At 67.6% G+C, this 19841-nt stretch carries 16 protein-coding genes; 9 read left to right on the top strand and 7 right to left on the bottom strand.

Going from position 1 to position 19841, the window contains the following annotated elements; all coding sequences use genetic code 11:
• Nucleotides 1–57: 57 nt before the first annotated feature.
• From bioB to ACT3S6_RS13355, 6 genes are all read left to right on the top strand, one after another.
• Nucleotides 58–1176: a biotin synthase BioB gene (gene bioB, locus ACT3S6_RS13380; RefSeq protein WP_443382116.1), complete on the top strand. Its 1119-nt coding sequence runs from the start codon at nt 58–60 to the stop codon at nt 1174–1176.
• Nucleotides 1173–2549, top strand: coding sequence for an adenosylmethionine--8-amino-7-oxononanoate transaminase (gene bioA / locus ACT3S6_RS13375; RefSeq protein WP_444555362.1), 1377 nt, complete (start codon nt 1173–1175; stop codon nt 2547–2549). Before bioB ends, bioA begins: the two co-directional genes overlap by 4 nt.
• Entirely contained in the window at nt 2546–3742 is a 1197-nt protein-coding gene (locus tag ACT3S6_RS13370; protein WP_444555361.1) for an aminotransferase class I/II-fold pyridoxal phosphate-dependent enzyme, read from the top strand. Before bioA ends, ACT3S6_RS13370 begins: the two co-directional genes overlap by 4 nt.
• Nucleotides 3739–4833 (top strand): cytochrome P450, encoded by a 1095-nt coding sequence (locus ACT3S6_RS13365; protein WP_443381957.1) that lies wholly within the window; start codon nt 3739–3741, stop codon nt 4831–4833. The genes ACT3S6_RS13370 and ACT3S6_RS13365 overlap by 4 nt, the downstream gene beginning before the upstream one ends.
• Complete coding sequence (gene bioD / locus ACT3S6_RS13360; RefSeq protein WP_444555360.1) at nt 4830–5537, top strand: dethiobiotin synthase; 708 nt, start codon at nt 4830–4832, stop codon at nt 5535–5537. The genes ACT3S6_RS13365 and bioD overlap by 4 nt, the downstream gene beginning before the upstream one ends.
• Before the next feature lie 190 nt (nt 5538–5727).
• Nucleotides 5728–7023, top strand: a complete 1296-nt coding sequence (locus tag ACT3S6_RS13355) for an adenylosuccinate synthase (protein WP_443381961.1) — start codon at nt 5728–5730, stop codon at nt 7021–7023.
• Here the strand turns inward: ACT3S6_RS13355 and ACT3S6_RS13350 are convergent.
• Both ACT3S6_RS13350 and ACT3S6_RS13345 read right to left on the bottom strand, forming a co-directional pair.
• Nucleotides 7020–8603 (bottom strand): FAD-dependent monooxygenase, encoded by a 1584-nt coding sequence (locus ACT3S6_RS13350; RefSeq protein WP_444555359.1) that lies wholly within the window; start codon nt 8601–8603, stop codon nt 7020–7022. The two genes, ACT3S6_RS13355 and ACT3S6_RS13350, sit on opposite strands and share 4 nt — an antisense overlap.
• A 9-nt stretch (nt 8604–8612) precedes the next feature.
• On the bottom strand, nt 8613–10223 hold the full coding sequence (locus tag ACT3S6_RS13345; protein WP_443381965.1) for a DHA2 family efflux MFS transporter permease subunit: 1611 nt from the start codon (nt 10221–10223) through the stop codon (nt 8613–8615).
• 93 nt (nt 10224–10316) lie between these two features.
• Between ACT3S6_RS13345 and ACT3S6_RS13340 the strand changes: the two genes are divergently transcribed.
• Nucleotides 10317–11114, top strand: coding sequence for a carbon-nitrogen hydrolase family protein (locus ACT3S6_RS13340; RefSeq protein WP_443381967.1), 798 nt, complete (start codon nt 10317–10319; stop codon nt 11112–11114).
• A gap of 55 nt (nt 11115–11169) precedes the next feature.
• On the opposite strand, the gene ACT3S6_RS13335 is transcribed toward ACT3S6_RS13340, so the two are convergent.
• Both ACT3S6_RS13335 and ACT3S6_RS13330 read right to left on the bottom strand, forming a co-directional pair.
• The gene (locus ACT3S6_RS13335) at nt 11170–11670 is read right to left on the bottom strand and encodes a CoA-binding protein (protein WP_443381969.1); all 501 of its coding nucleotides are present in this window, start codon (nt 11668–11670) and stop codon (nt 11170–11172) included.
• On the bottom strand, nt 11667–13022 hold the full coding sequence (locus ACT3S6_RS13330; RefSeq protein WP_443381971.1) for an O-acetylhomoserine aminocarboxypropyltransferase/cysteine synthase family protein: 1356 nt from the start codon (nt 13020–13022) through the stop codon (nt 11667–11669). The genes ACT3S6_RS13335 and ACT3S6_RS13330 overlap by 4 nt, the downstream gene beginning before the upstream one ends.
• 155 nt (nt 13023–13177) lie before the next feature.
• Between ACT3S6_RS13330 and ACT3S6_RS13325 the strand changes: the two genes are divergently transcribed.
• Nucleotides 13178–13744, top strand: coding sequence for a histidine phosphatase family protein (locus ACT3S6_RS13325; protein ID WP_443381974.1), 567 nt, complete (start codon nt 13178–13180; stop codon nt 13742–13744).
• 39 nt (nt 13745–13783) lie between these two features.
• A complete protein-coding gene (locus ACT3S6_RS13320) occupies nt 13784–15286 on the top strand; it encodes an alanine/glycine:cation symporter family protein (RefSeq protein WP_444555358.1) in 1503 nt (500 codons plus the stop codon).
• Here the strand turns inward: ACT3S6_RS13320 and acs are convergent, their stop codons facing one another.
• From acs to ACT3S6_RS13305, 3 genes are all read right to left on the bottom strand, one after another.
• Nucleotides 15287–17287, bottom strand: coding sequence for an acetate--CoA ligase (gene acs / locus ACT3S6_RS13315; RefSeq protein ID WP_444555357.1), 2001 nt, complete (start codon nt 17285–17287; stop codon nt 15287–15289).
• A gap of 91 nt (nt 17288–17378) precedes the next feature.
• Nucleotides 17379–19073, bottom strand: coding sequence for a sodium:solute symporter family protein (locus ACT3S6_RS13310; RefSeq protein WP_444555356.1), 1695 nt, complete (start codon nt 19071–19073; stop codon nt 17379–17381).
• The gene (locus ACT3S6_RS13305; RefSeq protein WP_444555355.1) at nt 19010–19615 is read right to left on the bottom strand and encodes an OsmC family protein; all 606 of its coding nucleotides are present in this window, start codon (nt 19613–19615) and stop codon (nt 19010–19012) included. The genes ACT3S6_RS13310 and ACT3S6_RS13305 overlap by 64 nt, the downstream gene beginning before the upstream one ends.
• Nucleotides 19616–19841 lie beyond the last annotated feature (226 nt).

Below are 19841 nucleotides of genomic sequence, written 5' to 3'. Positions count from 1 at the left end.
CGACGACACCGCTGAACGGTGTTCAATCATGATTCATGAGGGAGACGCAACGTGGCAATGCCAGCAGGAACACCAGAGGCCAGGGTCGCGGAGTCGACCGATGAGCAGACCGTAGCCAATACAACTCCGAGCAGTTGGCGTGGGGTCGTCGAGAAGGTGGCCGCCGGTCACGGACTCGACGCCGAGGGTGCAGCGGCCATCCTGGCCACCCCCGATGAGGAGACCCTCGCCCTCGTCGGCGCCGCAGGGGAGCTGCGACGTCGTCATTTTTCGAACACGGTGAAGGTCAACTACCTGGTGAACCTGAAATCGGGTCTCTGCCCCGAAGACTGCACCTACTGTTCCCAACGGCTGGGTTCGGCCGCCCAGATCCTGAAGTACACCTGGATCGACGCCGATGAAGCGGTCAGGCAGGCCGAGCTGGGCATCCAAGGCGGCGCCAGCCGCGTCTGCATGGTGGCCAGTGGCAAGGGGCCGGCCAACCGCGACGTCGACCGGGTCGCAGGGATGGTCGGCCAGCTCCGGGAACGCAACCCCGAGGTGGAGGTTTGCGCCTGCCTGGGGATCCTGAAATCCGGTCAGGCCGAAAAACTGCGCGAGGCCGGGGTCGACGCCTACAACCACAACCTGAACACCGCCGAATCCAAATACGAGGACATCTGCACCACCCACGAGTTCTCCGACCGGGTCGCCACGGTCCAGGCCGCCAAGACGGCGGGTTTGTCCCCCTGCTCGGGACTCATCGTCGGGATGGGCGAAACCGACGAGCAGCTCGTCGAGGCCGTCTTCGCCTTGCGGGATCTGGACGCCGACTCCATCCCGGTGAACTTCCTCATGCCCTTCGACGGCACGCCATTGGAAGGGACGTGGGAACTGACCCCGCTCAAATGCCTGCGCATCCTGGCCCTGGTCCGACTCGCGGCCCCGGCCTCCGAAGTCCGGATGGCCGCGGGACGCGAAATGCATCTGCGCTCCCTGCAGCCGTTCGCGCTGCAGGTCGCCAACTCGCTCTTCCTGGGCGACTACCTCACCAGTGAAGGCCAGGAGGCCGAGGCGGATCTGGCCATGATCTCCGATGCGGGCTTCGAGGTCCTGGGCGCCAGTAGGGAAAACGTCGGGGCGAACCCAACCATCCGCCGTCGTGGTGCCGGGACGGAAGTGGCCCCCAACGCATGAGTGCGCCCCACACCAGCACTGCCACACCCAGGTTGCTCGACCGGGACGCGGGCCTGCTCTGGCACCCCTATGCGAGCCTGGACGCCGGGGCGCTGTACTCCGTCACCTCCGCCGCCGGCAGCCAGCTGGAACTCGCCGGCCCCGGCGGCAGCCACCGGGTCATCGACGGGATGTCCTCCTGGTGGTCGGCGGTCCACGGCTATAACCATCCGACCCTGAACGCCGCGGCCCACGCCCAGATCGAGGTCTACAGCCATGTCATGTTCGGTGGGCTCACCCATGCCCCGGCGGTGGAGTTGGCCGAACGCCTGCGGGCTGCCGCCCCACCCGGGCTCGAGCACGTCTTCCTGGCCGATTCCGGATCGGTCAGCATCGAGGTGGCGTTGAAGACCGCCGTGCAATACCAGGGGGCCCGGCACCACACCGGCCGCCACCGGTTCCTGGCCCTGCGGGGCGGCTACCACGGTGACACCCTCGGGGCGATGGGTGTCTGCGATCCGGTGGACGGGATGCATTCGGCCTTCCCCGGTCTGGTGGCGGATCACATCTTCGCCTCCCGTCCACCTCCGGCCCGTTTCGAGCCCGACGCGGGGACCCCGGAGGGCGGGACCTGGACCTATGACACCGAAGCACTCGATGCCTGGGAGGGTCAGGTCCGGCGGCTGGTGGCCGAGTCCTCCGACACCCTGGCGGGGATCGTGGTGGAACCGGTGCTCCAGGGGGCCGGGGGCATGTATGTCTACCCGCCGCAGGTCCTGCGGATCCTGCGGGAGATCGCCGACGCGGAGGATCTGGTGTTCATCCTCGACGAGATCGCCACCGGCTTCGGGCGCACCGGAAGGTACTTCGCCTGCGAATGGGCCGGCGTCGTCCCGGATCTGATGTGCGTGGGCAAGGCCTTGACCGGCGGCTACGTGACCCTGGCGGCACTGCTGGTCGGGCAGAAGGTGGCCCGCGCCATCGCCGCCTCCGATACCGACGCGATCCTGCATGGACCGACCTTCATGGGCAACCCGCTGGCCTGCCGCATCGCCGCCGCCTCGATGGACCTGCTCGCCACCCCGGACGCCGCCGGGGTGCCCGCCTGGAAGACCGCGGTCACTGCCCTGCAAGCCGGCCTGCTCACCGGACTGCAACCGGCGATGGAACTTGCTTGCGTCAGCGACGTCAGGGTGCTGGGAGGCATCGGCGTCATCGCACTGGATCGGCCCGTCGACATCACCGCGCTCACCCATGCCGCCGTCCGGGCCGGCGCCTGGGTCCGCCCCTTCAGGAACCTCGTCTACCTCATGCCGCCCTACGTAGCCGAGGCGGAGGAGATCTCCCGGCTCTGCTCAGCGGTGACCGGGGCGATCGCCGAGGTCCACGCATGAGCGCCTGGCAGCACTGGCTCCTAGAACGTGCCCGGGTCCGAGAGGTGCGTGGACTGGCCCGCGCCACCGACGAAGCCACCGGACTCTACGATCTGGCCTCCAACGACTACCTGGGCCTGGCCCGCGACCCCCGGTTGGCCGAGGCGGCGCACCGGGCGACCCTGCGCCACGGGACCGGTTCCTCCGCCAGCCGGGTGGTCACCGGGACACATCCGGTGCATCGGGAACTCGAAGACGGGCTCTGCCGGCTGACCGGCAGGGACGAGGCACTGGTCTTCTCCAGCGGCTACCTGGCCAATCTGGGGATCCTCGGCGCGCTCGGCGGGCCTGGAACACTGCTGGTGCTCGATGAGCAGGCCCATGCCAGTCTCATCGACGGGGCCCGGCTGGCCCGCAGCCCGCTGGCCTGGACCTCCCATCATTCCGTGAAGGAAACCATCGACCTGCTGGCCAGCCGCAGCCAACCGCGGGCCGTGGTCGTCGTGGAATCCGTATATTCGGTCTCCGGGGACGCCGCCCCGCTGGACGAACTCGCTGCCGCCTGCCGCCGGTACGACGCCCTGCTGCTGGTCGACGAGGCCCATTCACTCGGGGTGGGCACCGCCGGTGGGGCGGTGCGGGCCGCTTCGCTGGCCGCGGACCCCTCGGTGGTGGTCACCGCGACGCTGTCCAAGGCGCTCGGCGCCCAAGGTGGGGCCGTGCTGTTCGGCGGGGAACCGGCAGGAATGCTGCGCACCCACCTGGCCAGTACCGCCAGGAGCTTCATCTTCGATACCGCCCTGGCGCCCGGCAGCGCGGCGGCGGCCGGCGAAGCCGTGCGGATCCTGGAGGAAGACCCCGCTCTGGCCGGGCTGGTGCCGGAGCGCGTGGCGCTGATGACCGGCACGCTGGGCCGGTTGTTCCCTGCCGGTTCGAGTCCGGGGCAGAGGAACCAGGCCGAGGTCGAGGTCATCGAATCCGGGGCCGGGGCCGTGGTCTCCCTCCGGGTGGGATCGGCCGAAACGGCCACCATGATCGCCGCTGAACTGCGTGGGGCCGGGATCGCCGTCGGATGCTTCAGACCGCCCAGCGTCCCGGACGGCATCTCCCGCATCCGGTTGACGGCCCGGGCCACCCAGCACCCCGAGGAGCTGGTGGAGGTTTTGGCCACGGTGGCCAGAACGGTGTCACGCCATGCCCGGGTGACGGCATGAAAGCCGCCGACTACTTCACCGTCAGCGACCCGCAGCAGGTACGCGAGGTCCTTCAGCGCACCACGGAATTCCTCCCTACCAACGCCCTGACCGCCGTCGAACCCTTGGGCCCGGAGGCGCTGCGTGTCCTGGCCCGGGTCGGCTTCGCCCTGCCGCCGGTACTGGCCTCGGCCGTGGGGGAGGAACACCTGCGCGTCAGGAGACTGGTCGCCCGCTTCTTCAGCCCGGCCAAGGTCGCAGCCGTCGCCGACCGGGTCAGCTCGCTGGCCCGCGAACAGGCAGCAGGAGCCCGGCCCGCACTGGAACAGGGATCCACGCTGGACCTGGGCGAACGCGTGGGCGGGATCCCCGCGCAGATCATGTGGGAACTGATCGGGGTGCCCGGACCGGAGCAGGAGACCTTGCAACGGTGGAGCCGTGACTCGCTGGAACTGTTCTGGGGGTGGCCCGGGCCGGACCGCCAGGTCGAACTCGCCCACGGGGCCGCCGACTTCCATGCCTGGCTCAGGGAATCGGTCACCGCCAGCAGGGGCAGTACGAACCTGTTCGGGGTCCTGCACGAGGCAGGGCTGGGAGTACGGCAGATCTGTTCGCTGGGCTACTTCCTGGTCATCGCCGGACAGGAGACGACGGCGTTGCTGATCAACACCGTCCTCCACCGCACCCTGGCCGATCCCGTGGCCTGGGCCGAATGCGGCGGACCCGACGGGCTGACGGCCAGCAAGCGGCGGGTCCGTCAGGTGCTGGCCACCGAGTCCTCGGTCCCCACCTGGCGACGTACAACGGTGCCGGGGGCCACGCTGTCCGGCCGCCAACTGCCCGCAGGGGCCGAAATCCTGTTGGAACTGACCGGTCACCACGCCCCGGACGCGGTGGCCGAGGACGGGGCCGGCTATGGGCTGGCCTTCGGCCACGGATTGCACCGCTGCCTGGGCGCCCGCCTGACGGAACTCGAAGCAGGACTGGTGCTCCACGAGGTGGCCCGCACCCTACCGGACGCGGTGCCTTCCGGCCCGGAACCCGAGTGGCTGCGGCTGCTCTCCTTTCAGGCGCCCCGGGCGGTCCGGGCGCAGATCGATGGAGGAACATGAAGATCGTGATGGTCACCGGAACCGATACCGGTGTGGGCAAGACGGTGGCCACTGCGGCGCTGGCCGCCCGCTGGCAGCACGAAGGGCTGCGCGTCGGTGTGTATAAGGCGGTGCAGACCGGCATCCCCGCCACGGGAAGCGGACCGGAACCGGCGGATGTCTCCGAGGTGAACCGGCTGGCCGGGGAGGACGTCGTCGTGAAGGAAGGGATCCGGCTGCCGCTGCCCCTGGCTCCGGTGCCCGCGGCCCGGGACGCCGGGGTCGCGCTGCCACCGCTGAGCGAACATGTGGCCACCATCCGGGCCCTGGCCTCGAACGTGGACCTCGTCCTGGTCGAGGGCTCCGGGGGTCTGTTGGTCGAACTCACCGCCGCCGGACAGACCCTGGCCGAACTGTGCACCGCCGTGGACGGAGGCCTGGTGCTGGTGGCCCGCCCCGACCTGGGCACCCTGAACCACGCCCTGCTCACCCTCGAAGCCGCCCGGGCCCGCGGCCTGCAACTGACTGGGCTGTTGTTGGGAAGCTGGCCCGAAGACCCCGAAATCCTCCATGCCACCAACGAGGAGTATCTGCGCCACCGGTGCGCCACCACCTCGACCCCCTGGCTCGGGCGCATCCCCGAGCAGGCCGGGTCGTGGTCGGGGGCACGGTTCCGTGCGGGAGCGCTGCGCTGGCTCTCCCCGGTGGCCGCCGACGCTTCATGACTGGTCCAATGCGTGGAAAAAGTCGCATGTTGGCGGGCACTTGGGTAACCTTGATGCGTAAGAGCCCCTTTCACTCTTACGCTCCAGCCCGGTTTCGGGGCGGGGTGCGGAGGTCAGGGGCGTTCTTGTGTCCGGCACCGCCGGAACCCGGCGCAAGCCGGCCGCTGACCCACGCAAGGGGGAGGATCCCATGCCAGCAATCGTGATCGTCGGAGCCCAATGGGGTGACGAGGGAAAAGGCAAGGCCACTGACCTGCTCGGAGGCCGTGTCGACTACGTGGTCAAGCCCAACGGCGGCAACAACGCCGGGCACACCGTCGTCGTCGGTGGCGAGAAGTACGAGCTGAAGCTCCTTCCCGCGGGCATCCTGTCCCAGAACGCGACCCCCATCATCGGCAACGGCTGCGTGGTGAACCTCGAAGCGCTGTTCGAGGAGATCGACGGCCTCGAAGCCCGCGGCGCCGACACCTCGAAGCTGCGCATCTCGGCCAACGCCCACCTGGTGGCCCCCTACCACCAGACCATGGACAAGGTCACCGAACGCTTCCTGGGCAAGCGGGCCATCGGCACCACCGGCCGGGGCATCGGCCCGGCCTACATGGACAAGGTCGGCCGGCTGGGCATCCGCGTCCAGGACGTCTTCGACGAATCCATCCTGCGCCAAAAGGTCGAGGGGGCGCTGCGGCAGAAGAACGAACTGCTCGTGAAGGTCTACAACCGCCGCTCCGCGGAGGTCGACGAGATCGTCGAGTACTTCCTGGGCTTCGTGGAGCGGCTGCGCCCGCTGGTCGTGGATTCCACCTTCGTGCTCAACGAGGCGCTCGACGCCGGCAAGGTGGTGCTCATGGAAGGCGGGCAGGCCACGTTCCTGGACGTGGACCACGGCACCTACCCGTTCGTGACCTCCTCGAACCCGACGGCCGGCGGCGCCTCCGTCGGCTCGGGCATCGGGCCGACCCGGATCACCCGCTCGGTCGGGATCATCAAGGCCTACACCACCCGTGTCGGGGCCGGCCCGTTCCCCACCGAGCTCTTCGACGAGATGGGCGAGTACCTGCAAAAGACTGGCGGTGAGTTCGGTGTGAACACCGGACGGGCCCGCCGTTGCGGCTGGTACGACGCCGTTCTGGCCCGCCACGCCTCGCGGGTCAATGGCTTCACCGACTACTTCGTGACCAAACTCGACGTGCTCTCGAACATCGAGAGGATCCCGGTGTGCGTGGCCTACGACGTCGACGGCGTCCGCCACGATGAGATGCCGATGACGCAGACCGACTTCCACCACGCGAAGCCGATCTTCGAATACTTCGACGGCTGGACCGAGGACATCACCAAGGCCAGGACCATGGAGGATCTGCCGGAGAACGCGCGGAACTACATCCTGTCGCTGGAGAAGATCTCGGGAACCCGGATCTCGGCCATCGGGGTCGGCCCGGACCGCGAGCAGACGATCGTGCGTCACGACCTGATCGACGACTCGCTCTAGGCCTCGCGGCGGTGCGCCCCGACCCGATGCCGCACGGCCACGAACCCGTCGGGGCGCACCACCACCACGGTCCCGTCGGGTAGCCCACGCCGCGGCGATGCCCCGAAGAGGTGCAACTCGACGCCATGCTGTTGGGCCGTGATGGCTCCCCGGCCTGCGGCCCGCGCCCCGTAGGCGTGGACCTGCCACCGGGCCGAGGCCAGCGGGGCGTGGTTGTCCTCGCCCGGGTTCGTCGCCCCGATCCAGGGCAGCCGGCGGCCCACCACCGGATCCCGGCGCCGGATCCTCGCCACACCGTGGCGCGCCTCGGCCCGGGTCCGCTCCTGCTCGGTCATCCAATAGTGGATGCGCAGCTGGGAGACGTAGCCGAAGATCCGGGTGCCGAGCGGGCCCCGGGGGGCCACACGCACCAGGACCGGCCACAGCAACGGCATCACCCGGCTGCGGATGAACCGTGCCCGGGCCGTGGAGGAAGTGACCCGTGAGAAGAGTCGGTCGGTGGTGGCGACCAGCCTGCGGGCGACCGGACGGCGTTCGGCCTCGTAGCGTTCAAGATAGGACTCGGGCATGCGACCGGAGAGGACATCGGCGAGCTTGCACGCAAGATTATGGGCATCCTGCAGTCCGGTGTTCATGCCCTGGGCCCCGACGGGGGAGTGCACATGACCGGCATCCCCGGCCAGGAAGACCCGCCCGGCACGGAAGGCATCGGCCACCCGGTGGTGGACCCGGTAGGTGGCGAACCAGCCCGCCTGGGAATAGCTCACCCCGAAGTCCTGCTCCAGCGCGCCCCGGGCGCGCTGCTCATCGACGCCGACCTGATCGCCACTGGCAGCGTGGGCTGTGCTGCTCCGGGCCCCGGCGGCCTCACGCAGGATGCCCAGCAGCCTGACCCTGCGGGCGTCCGGGGAGGGGTCGGACATCGGGAAGGTCAGCAGGAAGTCATCGCCGGCGAGCCGGACGTTGATGCCCGATCCGGTGCCGTGGACGTCGTGGGCGTCGATGACGTAGAAGACCTTTTCGTTGGTTTCGCCCTCGAAGCCGATCCCCAACTGCCCGCGGGTCGGGGAGGAGGCGCCGTCGGCGGCCACCACGTACCTGGCACGGATCGTCTGCCGGGGCCCATCGGCGGACTCGACGTCCAGGTCGACCCCGTCGCCGTCCTGTCGGAGACCGAGCAGCTTCGTGTTCCAGGCCACCGCCCGCCCGCGGGATGCGAGCCGGGAGGCCAGGATCTCTTCGTTGGCGTGCTGTTCCAGGATGGTGATCCCCGGGTAGGGGGTCAGCCCTTGGCCGATCCGATCCAGCGGCACCGGATGCCACGAGCTGCGACCGACTCCCGGGCGCATCTCGTTGGCCGGGACCGCTTGGGCCAGGACCTGGTCCACCACGCCGAGCTGTGCGTAGATCTCCATGGTCCGGGCCTGGACGCCCAAGGCCCGTGATTCACGGGTGGGCCCCGCCTTGCCGTCGATGATGACCGCCTCGACCCCGAGTCGTTCCAGCCAGTTCGCCGCCATCAGTCCGGTGGGCCCGGCGCCGACGACGCAGACGTCCACGGTGCGCTGGTCGGTTTCCATGCGCTCAGGTTACTCCTGGCTGAGCCCCGCGTCGGCGCCCGTGGCGCCCTTGCCGGTCAACCGGGCCGCGGAGGCGACCCGGAACGAGGCGATCAGCCCGAGAATGAGGAATGCTGCAGCGCCGAAGAGCGACCACTGCACGCCCGTGGCGAACCCTGCGGTCAGGGCATCATGCAACGGGTTGGCGGGATTCACGCTGGAGATCAGGCCGCCTGCGGAGTCACTGAGCCCCGAGGCCATTTTGGTGGCGGTGGCCTCGTCGGCGCCGGCATCGCGTAGCAGGCCCATGGCGCTGGCCGCCGTGGCGACGGCCAGGATGGTTCCGGCGATGGCCGAGCCGAGCCCGGAGCCGATCTGGCGCACGGTGGACTGGGTGGCCGAGGCCTCGCCCGAGGCTTCGGTGGGGATGTCCCGCAGGACGGTCCCGGTCAGCTGTGCCGAGGCCAGGCCCAGCCCCAGACCGTAGACGACCAGCACAGGAACCAACAGGGCGATGGGCAGGCTGTTGCTGGTGAAGATCGCCAGCACCAGTACCCCGACGACCTCCAGCGCCAGACCGAGGATCACCACCCGGGCCGCGCCCATCAGATCGGCCAGATGCCGTGCCGCTGCCCCCGAGCCGAAGGCACCCAACGCCATGGCTGCCAGGATCAGCCCGGCTCCGAGGGTGCCGGTCTCCAGCACGTTCACCAGGAAGAGGGGCAAGACCAGCAGCAGGCCGAATTCGCCGACGGCGACCGCAGCTGCGGCGGTGTTTCCCCAGGAGAAGGTGCTGATCCTGAAGAGCGTCAAATCCAGCAGGGCGGCCTTGCCCACGGTGGCGCGGTGCCCCTGCCAGCCCAGGAACGCCGCGAGGAGCACGACGCCGGTGACCGCCAGCGGGATGACCGGAGAACTGCCTGCGGGCCAGGATACGGGGCCGATGGTCAAGGGCTGCTGGGGGGTCCACCAACCCAGTGTGGGGCCCTCGATCAGCGCGAAGACCAACAGGCCGAACGCGGAGGCGCTGAGCAGTAGCCCGACGACGTCGAATCCCGGAGACGCATGCGTGTCACTGGTTTCGGGAACGAAAAGCACGGTGCCCACGAGGATCAGGAGACCGAAGGGCAGATTGACCAGGAAGATCCACCGCCAGTCGACGCTGGAGGAGAGCCAGCCGCCCAGCAGCGGGCCGACGGCTGCCATCCCGGACATCACGGCGCCCCAGACACCGAAGGCGGCAGCACGGTCGCGCCCCTGGAAGTTGGCGTTGACGCTGGCCAGGGTGGACGGCAGGACGGCGGCACCGCCGACGCCCTGGATGGCCCGGCCCAGGATGAGGGAGGAAGAGGAGTCGGCCATCGCGGAGAACAGGCTGCCGGCCATGAACAGCACGACGCCGGCGACGAAGAGTTTGCGTCGTCCGACCCGGTCGCCCAATCGGCCGGCACTGAGCAGCAGGGCGGCCAGCACCACCGAGTAGAGGCTGTTGACCCACTGGGCGTCGCCGAGGTCGAGTCCCAGGTCGGTGATGATCGTCGGCAGGGAGACGCCGACGATGGTGCCGTCGAGCACGATCATGGATAGGCCGGCGGCCAGAACGGCCAGGGCGGCCCACTTATTGGGTTGAGGCTTCTTCACGTCCTCAACGTTACGGTCTGCACCGTCTGGATCCATCCACCTTTTGATCGATCATGGGTAGGCTGGAGGCACGCACAGCGGAAGGCGGAAACCATGAAGATCAGTGTTGGACAGCTCTCACCCAGCGGCGAAATGGCAGAGAACCTGCAGGTGGTTCGCCGCCTGGTCGCCCGCGCCAAGGATTCCGGTGCGGAACTGGTGCTTTTCCCCGAGGAAACGATGTTCACGGTCCGCAAGGTCGAGGGGGATCTGAGCACCGCCGTGGAGCGGGATTGGAGCACCTTCGTCCAGCAGCTCTCGCTCCTGGCCGCCGAATTCGGGGTCGCGATCGTCGCCGGGGGATACGAGCCCAGTGCAGACCCCCAGCCTTACAACACGCTGGTGACCATCGATTCCAGCGGTGCCATCCTGGGGACGTACCGCAAGATCCACCTCTACGACGCCTTCTCCTACCAGGAGTCCAGCCGGATCAAATCCGGCGACGTCGAGGCGGTCCCCGTCTTCGAGATCGGCGGACTGAACGTGGGGATCATGACCTGCTACGACATCCGTTTCCCCGAGGTGGCCCGCCGTCTGGCGGTCGCCGGCGCGGACGTGGTCCTCGTGGCCGCCGCCTGGTTCAAGGGCGACCACAAGATCGACCACTGGGAGACCCTGCTCAAGGCCCGCGCCGTGGAGAACACGGTCTGGGTGGCTGCCGCCGGGACGAGCTCGACGAACACCGTGGGCCACTCGGCGATCCTGGATCCGCTGGGCATCCCGGTGGCCTTCCTGGGCGAGGAAACCGAGGCGCTGGCGACCGTCGACGTCACCCGTCGCCGGGTGGAGGAAGTCCGCCAGTTCCTGCCGGTGCTGGCCAACCGGCGGATCGGCACCGACATCAATGCTTGAGGGGGGCCGACCTCGGCGGCCATCCCGGGCTTCGGGAGGGCCGCCGTCGTAGTTTCTAGGCCAGGACCTGCCGTTTGGAGGAGATGACGCCGGTGTTGAAACCGGCCAGATGCAGGCCGCCGTGGAACCGGGCGTGTTCGATCTTCACGCAGCGGTCCATCACCACGTTCATTCCCGCGGCTTCGGCCTTCGTCGCGACGTCTTCGTGCCAGGCGCCGAGCTGTAGCCACAGTGTTTTCGCCCCGACCGCGAGGGCCTCGTCCAGGACGCCGGGCAGGTCGTCGTTCTTGCGGAACACCTCGACCAGATCGGGGACCTCGGGCAGCTCGGCCAACGAGGCGTAGACCGGCCGGCCCAGGATCTCGTCCAGCACCGGGTTCACGAAGTAGACCGTGTAGCTGGTGGAGGAGAGCAGGTAGGTCGCCACGAAATAGGAGGCCCGGGAGGGTTTATTCGAAGCCCCCACGATCGCGATCGAACGGGTGTTGCGCAGGATGTTCAACCGTTCGGGGGCCGAGGGGCCGATCCATCCGCGCTCGGTGGTTTCGGTGCTCACGAGAAGACTCCGATCTCTTCGGCGCTATCTGCTGGGGTCGCATCGGCTCCGGCGGCGTCGGCGGAGGTGGCCTGGGCGGCGGTGAGTGCCTGATCCAGATCCCAGATGATGTCTTCGACGTCTTCGAGCCCCACCGAAAGCCGGATCAGGTCCTCCGGCACGCCCGCGGCGGCCAGCTGTTCGGGGTTCAACTGCTGATGCGTCGTCGATCCCGGATGCAGGACCAGGGTGCGGGCGTCACCGATATTGGCCAGATGGCTGGCCAGCTGCAGCGCCTCGATGAACCGGCCTCCGGCCTCGCGCCCGCCGGAGATCCCGAAACTGAAGACCGAGCCGACCCCATCGGGCAGCAGGTCCTGCGCCCGTTCGTGCTGGGGGTGGGAAGGTAGTCCGGCGAAGTTCACGTAGCTGACGCGGGGGTCGGCCTCGAGCCAGGCGGCGATCGTCGAGGTGTTGGCCAGATGGGCGTCCATGCGTTGCGGGAGCGTCTCGACCCCCTGCAGCAGTTGGAAGGCCGACTGGGCGGACAGGGCAGGACCGATATCGCGGAGCTGTTCGGAGCGCAGCTTCGTCAGGAACCCGTATTCGCCGAAGTTCCCCCACCAGGACACGTTGCCGTAGGAGGGCACCGGTTCGGTCAGGGTCGGGAAGTTCCCGTTGCCCCAGTTGAAGCGGCCGGATTCGACGACGACCCCGCCCATCGTCGTGCCGTGGCCGCCCAGGAACTTGGTGGCCGAATGGATGACGATATCCGCACCGTGTTCGATGGGGCGCAGGATGTACGGCGGGGTGAGGGTGGAGTCGACGACGAGCGGGATGCCCGCCTGGCGGGCGACGGCCGCCAGGCCCTTGAGGTCGGCGATGTCCCCCGACGGATTGGCGACGACCTCCGTGTAGAGGGCCTTGGTTTCCGGGCGGAGGGCGGCGGCGAAGTCGGCCGCCTCGTTGCTGTCCACGAAGGTGGTGTCCACGCCGAAGCGGCGCAGCGTCACGTCCAGCTGGGTGATGGTGCCCCCGTAGAGCTTCGAGGAGGCGACGATATGGTCTCCGGCGCCGGTCAGTGCGGCGAAGGTGATGAACTCCGCGGCCATGCCCGAGGCGGTGGCCACCGCCCCGATGCCCCCTTCCAGGGAGGCAACGCGTTCCTCGAAGGCCGCGACGGTGGGGTTGCCGATCCGGGAGTAGATGTTCCCGTACTTCTGCAGGGCGAACAGGTTGGCCGCGTCGTCGGTGTCCTTGAACACGAACGAGGTGGACTGGTAGATCGGGACCGCACGGGCCCCGTGCTCGGCATCGGGGGTGCCTCCGGCGTGCAGGGCGCGGGTACGGAATCCAAACCGGTGATCGGACATCTACGTGGTGGCTCCTTCGGGGTGGGGTCGGGAGGTTCCCGATCCCCCATCGTGACAAATCTCCGGGTTCCATCAAAGAATGTTTCGCCACGTGGCGCTTTTTCGTGGCCGGTCCGAACAAACTGCACGCTGCGGGCCCCGGATAGGATGGGTGCATGGGAACACGCATTGCGCTGGTGCGCCACGGGGAAACCGCATGGAACGCCGAGGGCCGTCTTCAGGGGCAGACCGACATCCCCCTGAACGAGGCCGGCCGGGCCCAGGCCCGCGCCGCCGGGGAGCGATTGGCCGAGCATGACGGCGACTGGGGCACCCTGGTCTCCTCGCCGTTGGGCCGGGCCGTGGAGACCGCCACGCTGATCGGTACCGCGCTGGGTCTCGAGGCGGTGGAACCCGTTGTGGGGCTCCAGGAACGCCACTACGGCGAGGGCGAAGGCCGGGCGGTGCTCGGGATGCCTCGCCCCCGGATCGACGAACTACTGCTCAGTGCCGAACCCGAAGCCGAGGTCGTCGACCGGGGGCTGGCCGCGTTGGTCGGCCTGGTCCGGGAGCATCCGGACGCTGATCTGGTGGTCGTCGCCCACGGGACCCTCATCCGGCTGGTCATGAGCGCCCTGCAGGACGCCGTCCACCCGCGGTTGGAGAACGGGGAGATCGTGCTCACCGACACCTGCCAGCTCGAGAACACGATGGTGCGACGGAATTCGACACCCGTCCACTAGGCCGGTGATGTATGCCACAGGTTCTGATACGGTTTTTCAATGACTCTCGCGAACCTGAATGACTGGCTCGGTACCTCTGAAGGCTGGTTGTGGACCTTCATCGGCATGCCCGTCGTCGTCGTCCTGGCGCTCTATTTCACCCTTCGAACCAAAGCCGTCCAGTTCCGCATGCTGCCGGCCATGTTCAAATCCATCACGGAAAAAGCGCAACGCGACGAGGACAGCAACACGAAGTCCCTGTCGGCGTTCCAGGCGTTCATCGTCTCCGCGGCAGCCCGCGTCGGGACCGGCAACGTCTCGGGCGTTGCGGGTGCCTTGTTCATCGGCGGGCCCGGTGCGGTGATGTGGATGTGGATCATGGCCCTGTTCACCAGCGCCGCGAGCTTCATCGAATCCACGCTGGCCCAGCTCTACAAGACCCGGGGCGAAGACACCTATAAGGGCGGTCCGGCCTTCTACATCCACCGCGGCCTGGGCAGCCGGGGCTTCGGCGTCTTCTTCGCCACCCTGTTCATCTTCTGCTTCGCGCTGGCCTTCACCTCGCTGCAGTCCAACACCATCGTCGACGCCGTCACCGGCGCGGTCGGCACCTTCACCGATCCGGAATCCGTGACCTGGCTACCCTGGGCCCTGGGGCTGCTGCTGGCCGGCATGACCGCCGCCATCGTCCTGGGCGGGATGCGCCGCGTCGCCTTCGTGGCGCAGAACCTGGTGCCGTTGATGGCACTGATCTACGTCAGCTTCGGCCTCGTGATCGTGCTCATGAACTTCGAAGAGCTCCCACGCGTCATCGGCCAGATCGTCGACGGGGCCTTCAACGTCAAGGCAGCCGTCGGCGGCGGCATCGGCGTCGCCATCGTCCAGGGCGTCCAGCGCGGCATGCTCTCCAACGAAGCCGGCATGGGCTCGGTCCCCAACGTCGCCGCCACCGCCTCGGTCAGCCACCCGGTCAAGCAGGGACTGACCCAGACGCTGGGCGTCTACTTCGATACGCTGCTGATCTGCTCGATCACCGCGTTCATCGTCCTCATCGCCTTCCCGGACCTCGGACAAGGCGGCGAAGGCCTGGTGATGGTGCAGGAATCCCTGGTCGGCAACCTGGGGGCGTGGGCGGCGATCGCCCTGGCGGTGATCATGTTCCTGCTGGCCTTCACCTCGGTGCTGGGCAACTTCTCCTACGGGGAAGCCAACGTCAACTTCATCACCCGGAACAAGCGGGTGCGGACCCTCTTCGCGCTCGCCGTCACCGCCGTCGTCTTCCTCGGGTCCGTGATCTCCGTTGACCTGGCCTGGTCGCTGGCCGGGGTCACGATGGTCTTCATTGCCATGATCAACCTGGTGGTGATCACCATCCTGGCACCCACCGCACTCAAGCTCCTGCGCCACTACAACGCCCAACGGGCCCAGGGCCTGGACCCGGTCTTCCTGGCCACCGACATGCCGGAAATCAAGAACATCGATTGCTGGACCGAAGAGGACGTCAGTGACCACCTGACCCAGCGCGGCTACCAGCGGAAGGTGTCGGTGTCGGACACCGAATGATCAGCCAGCGGTACAAATTCGCTGCAGGGCGGGCAGGCACTCTTCATTCTGCAGGCTCGTCGTATCGCCCAACGCGGATCCTTCGAACAGTTGGGTCAATAGCCGGCGCATGATCTTCCCGGACCGTGTCTTGGGGACATCGGGGACGAAAACGATGTCGCGCGGTTTGGCGATCGGGCCGATCTGGGTTGCCACGTGAGCGCGCAGATCGGCGGCGGCGGCCAGTTGCGAGGGCGTCGACCCGGAACTGGTGCCGCCCCCGAGGAGCGCCTTGTCGCGGGGCACGACGAACGCCGTTGCCGCATGGCCGGTCGTGGCATCGACGGAGGGGCAGACCCCCGCCTCGACGACCCCCGCATGGGAGACCAGAGCTGATTCGATCTCGATGGTCGAGAGCAGATGACCCGAGATGTTCACCGCATCATCGGTGCGCCCCAGGATCCAGATGTCGCCGTCGTCGTCGTACTTCGCGCCGTCTCCGGCAAGGAACCAGCCCTGCGCGGCGTACTTCTGCCAATAGCTGGTGAAGTAGCGTTCCGGATCGCCCCACACGGTACGCGCCATGGCCGGGCCGGTGGCGGTGAGCACGATGTTCCCTTGCACGTTCGCCGGGACCCGGGCGCCGTCCTCGTCCACGATGTCCGTGGCCACCCCGGGAAGTGCGCGGGTGCCGCAGCCGGGCTTGAAGCTTATGTCGGTGGGGCGGGGGGAGAGGACCGTGGCGCCGGTTTCGGATTGCCACCAGGTGTCGACCATCGGGATGCCTGCATTGGGCTCACCGGGAACCACGGAATCGCGGCCGACTTGGGTGCGCAGCCAACGCCAGGCCTCGGGGTTCACGGCCTCCCCGACGGTGCCGGCCATCCGGATGGAGGAGAGGTCGTGATCGGCGGGGATACCGTCCGGGAACCAGCCCATGAGCGAGCGCACCAGGGTCGGGGCCGTGTAGTAGCTGGTCACCGAATAACGTTCGATGATCTCGAAGTGCCGTCCCGGATGCGGGGCGTTGGGGACGCCTTCGTAGAGGACCTGGGTGACACCGTTGGACAGTGGTCCGTAGATCTCGTAGGTGTGGGCGGTGACCCAGGCCAGGTCGGCGGTGCACCAGTGCACGTCCAGGTCCCGCTGGCCGGGGTCCGGATGGCTGAAGAGGAACTCGTGGCTCCAGGAGGCTTGGGTGAGGTAGCCGCCGGTGGTGTGCACCAGACCCTTGGGCTTCCCGGTGGTCCCCGAGGTGTACATGATGAACAGCGGGGTTTCGGCGTCGAAGGCCTCGGCGGCGTGGGTGCGCGGCTGCTTCTCGACCACCTCGTGCCACCACAGGTCCCGGCCTTCGGTCCACGCGATCCCGCTGCCGGTGCGACGGATGACCAATACGTGTTCGATGGCGTTGTCCCCGGCCACCGCGGCGTCGGCGTGGGCCTTGACCGGCACCGCGGTTCCGCGGCGGAACTGGCCGTCGGTGGTGACCAGGAGCTTCGCCCCGGTGTCCTCGACCCGGAATCGCAGGGCCTCGGCCGAGAAGCCGCCGAAGACCAGCGAATGCACCGCACCAATCCGGGCGCAGGCCAGGGTGATGACAATGGTCTCCACCAGCACCGGCAGGTAGATGACCACGCGGTCCCCGACGCCGATGCCCAGGGAGGTCAAGGCGTGGGCCGCCTGGCTGACCATGCCGGTCAGCTCGGCGTAGGTGACACTGCGCCGGTCCCCGGGTTCGCCCTCGAAATGCAGGGCGACCTTCTCCCCCTGGCCGGAGGCGACATGCCGGTCGGCACAGTTCACCGCCGCATTGAGTTTCCCGCCCTCGAACCAGCGTAGTTCGGGGCCCCGGCGGGCCACCGGGTCCACGGCGGTAGTGCTGTGGATCGTATGCCAGGGTTCGGTCCAGTCCAGGCGTGCCGCGGCCTCGGCCCAGAAGTCCAGGCGTGCGGCTTCGGCGTTCAGGACATCGAGCTGGGCGTCGGCAGTGGGGGAGTCCATTGTCGGTACGTTGGTCATGGGTGCTCCAATCGGGTGGGCAGTATGACGCGGGGCCATGTAAGGCTTCCCCGCGGTGGGTAGCGGCCCCCGGGAGATGACCGGTGGGGTCCTAGGCGGAAACCGGGATGGTTTCTTCCGTGGTGGGCAGGTGCTGCCGGCGGGTGGTTCCTACGGTGAGATTGAAGATCGCCAGTGAGTAGAGGGTCACGGCGGTGAAGAGTCCCAGCCCCAGAAGCCCGAAATGTCCCAGCCATTCTCCGAACGTCAGCAGTGCTGCAGCGACCAACGTTCCACCCGCGGTGTAGCGGATGCCGGCCGTTCGTCGTTTTCGATCCGGGGTGGATTCCCAGGGCACGGTCACCAGCGTGACCACGACCATGACTGCAAGGTTGATGCCCATTCCAGCCCACACGGGATGGATTCCTGCGAAGAACGTTGTGGCGGACCAGCCCGAGAGCTGGTTCCAGGCAATGCCGGCAAGGAACCCGGAAAGCATGGCTGCATGTACTGCCCGACGGCTGGCCAACGGCCAAAGGAAGACCGCGAGAACCGGCGCCAACGTGGCCCCGTTGCGCAAGGTCCAGGCAAGGACGTTCCACCAGGCAGCCTGCTCGGTGCGAAGGATCCCGTAAAGGATCATCAAGGCCGTCAGGGCAACCAAGGAGTACCGGGTGTAGCGAACCAGATCTTGTTCGGTGGCCTTGGGGCGTAATGCGCTGCCGACATCACGGCCCAGGGACGTGGCTCCGGAAAACTGGCATGGCCCCGCCCAGCCCATGGCGCAGGCCCAGACGCCAAGGAAGAAGAGGCCGACCAGCGGCGCCGGCAGGGTCTCGCTGATGTAATAGGGGACAGCCACGAGGCCAAGTTCCTGGTCGGGAACCGCAATGGCTGCGGAGGTCCCCACCAGGGCACCGAGGACGATGAAGGGGATCCCGAAGAGGGCTGCCGCATACAGGCCCTTCTGGCCGTCACGCGGAGAGCGGCAGGACATGGTCATTTGGAAGGCAGCCTGCGCCAGCGGCACATTGACGATGAATGTCCCAAACCAGGCGACGATGAGGGACAGCCCGGCATTTCCGGGGTCGACCATCGCCGGACGGGTGGCTGCCAATTCCTGCCAACCGCCGGGGCCGGGATTCGACAACACTACGAAGCCCGCGATGACGAGCATGACGACGAAGACCAGGCAGTTCAACGTCTGATTGAATGCCACGGACCTCATGCCGCCCGACCAGAGAAAAACCAACAGAAGCAGCGCGGTCGCAGTGACCGTCCATTGCAGCGGCAAATCGGTGAACGCCGTCAAAGCCGAGGCGAAGGCGATCGTTGTGGCCACCGACCACATGGGGAAAGTGACCGCCGTAATGACGCCCGCGATGGCTTTAGCCGCCCGACCGAACCGATCACCGATGATGCCGGTGACCGTCACGACGAGCTTCTCCCGCAGCGGTTTCACCAGCAACAAGGCGATCAGCAGAATTTGCACCGTTTCGGCCACTCCGTACCAGGCAGCGGAAATCCCGGTCCGATAGCTGAGTTCCATGATGGAAATATATGAAGAGCCCGAGAAGATCCCCGTGATGCAGAAGGCGACGGTCCAAGGGCTGAAGGAACGGCCGCCATCGAAGAAGCCCTGTCCGCCGGGACGCCCTGCGCGCACGCGGGACCAGCGGCCGCCAAAGAGCAAAAGAGCCGTATAGCCCACGGCTAAGCCGATGGTCCATGCGCCCGCCGATGTCACTGCTCCACCTTTCGGGACCGCGAGTCGAGACCGCGAGAGAGGGCATCCGCGTTGTTGCATTCCCTTTCAGGAGCGTCGACATCGATCAACTCCGCGAAATGCCAGCGGAGATCCACGACAACGCCGGCGGCGCGGATCAGGGTCAGCGCCGGACAACGTGATTCCACGGACGTCGTCAGCTGGTCCAACCGGCTGGCATCTTGTTCTCCGGTCTGGACGTGGACGGCGATCCGGCAGGAATGAAAAAAGGGCTGGACATCGGCGGTACCGGCGAATCCGCGCGTGTCCTGGGTAGCCAGGCAATAGGTCTCGATGGCTTCGAGACCGATCTGCAGTTCCTCGGCGATCTGTTCGACCACCACGCCCAGGCATGCGTTGACTGCGCCGACCATGTATTCCATGGGAGTGGGGGCGGTATCGGTCCCGCCAACGGGTTCGGGCTCGTCCACTTCGAAGCCGAAGGCCCGGATCCGGATCTTCGTCCGCATGGATCCCTGCCACGTCCCTTGGGAACGAATGCGTTTGTCGTGGGCTTTCGGGGAGACGGAGCCCCCGAGGCGGGTCTGCTGTGCGTCGGTCGTACGGGTCGGGGCAATGCTCATGAACTCAGCTCCATCGTTCCTGGCGGAAGCACCTTCGCCGGTGACGGGTTCCGCGGGGTGGCGGGGCCTTGTTCGGCGTGGTTGCTGCGGCGTCACGGAGCCAGATCTCTCGGCCGCTCGGGATGGGTACCTTTCCACTAAAGGCCACCGGCACCAGAAGAAGCAACTTCACACGACGCGTTGCGAAATATTTCATTGATGTTTCCTGCGAGGTGCCCGGATTGAA

The sequence above is a fragment of the Arthrobacter sp. AOP36-C1-22 genome (assembly GCF_052377515.1).
Classification (GTDB): Bacteria; Actinomycetota; Actinomycetes; order Actinomycetales; family Micrococcaceae; genus Arthrobacter_H.
This window is presented reverse-complemented; position numbering and strand designations above follow the sequence as displayed.

Excerpts from the sequence above, each read along its gene's own strand:
- bioB (WP_443382116.1), top strand. The coding sequence starts at position 58 with ATGCCAGCAGGAACACCAGAGGCCAGGGTCGCGGAGTCGACCGATGAG.
- bioA (WP_444555362.1), top strand. The coding sequence starts at position 1,173 with ATGAGTGCGCCCCACACCAGCACTGCCACACCCAGGTTGCTCGACCGG.
- ACT3S6_RS13370 (WP_444555361.1), top strand. The coding sequence starts at position 2,546 with ATGAGCGCCTGGCAGCACTGGCTCCTAGAACGTGCCCGGGTCCGAGAG.
- ACT3S6_RS13365 (WP_443381957.1), top strand. The coding sequence starts at position 3,739 with ATGAAAGCCGCCGACTACTTCACCGTCAGCGACCCGCAGCAGGTACGC.
- bioD (WP_444555360.1), top strand. The coding sequence starts at position 4,830 with ATGAAGATCGTGATGGTCACCGGAACCGATACCGGTGTGGGCAAGACG.
- ACT3S6_RS13355 (WP_443381961.1), top strand. The coding sequence starts at position 5,728 with ATGCCAGCAATCGTGATCGTCGGAGCCCAATGGGGTGACGAGGGAAAA.
- ACT3S6_RS13350 (WP_444555359.1), bottom strand. The coding sequence starts at position 8,603 with ATGGAAACCGACCAGCGCACCGTGGACGTCTGCGTCGTCGGCGCCGGG.
- ACT3S6_RS13340 (WP_443381967.1), top strand. The coding sequence starts at position 10,317 with ATGAAGATCAGTGTTGGACAGCTCTCACCCAGCGGCGAAATGGCAGAG.
- ACT3S6_RS13330 (WP_443381971.1), bottom strand. The coding sequence starts at position 13,022 with ATGTCCGATCACCGGTTTGGATTCCGTACCCGCGCCCTGCACGCCGGA.
- ACT3S6_RS13325 (WP_443381974.1), top strand. The coding sequence starts at position 13,178 with ATGGGAACACGCATTGCGCTGGTGCGCCACGGGGAAACCGCATGGAAC.
- ACT3S6_RS13320 (WP_444555358.1), top strand. The coding sequence starts at position 13,784 with ATGACTCTCGCGAACCTGAATGACTGGCTCGGTACCTCTGAAGGCTGG.
- acs (WP_444555357.1), bottom strand. The coding sequence starts at position 17,287 with ATGACCAACGTACCGACAATGGACTCCCCCACTGCCGACGCCCAGCTC.
- ACT3S6_RS13310 (WP_444555356.1), bottom strand. The coding sequence starts at position 19,073 with ATGCAACAACGCGGATGCCCTCTCTCGCGGTCTCGACTCGCGGTCCCG.
- ACT3S6_RS13305 (WP_444555355.1), bottom strand. The coding sequence starts at position 19,615 with ATGAGCATTGCCCCGACCCGTACGACCGACGCACAGCAGACCCGCCTC.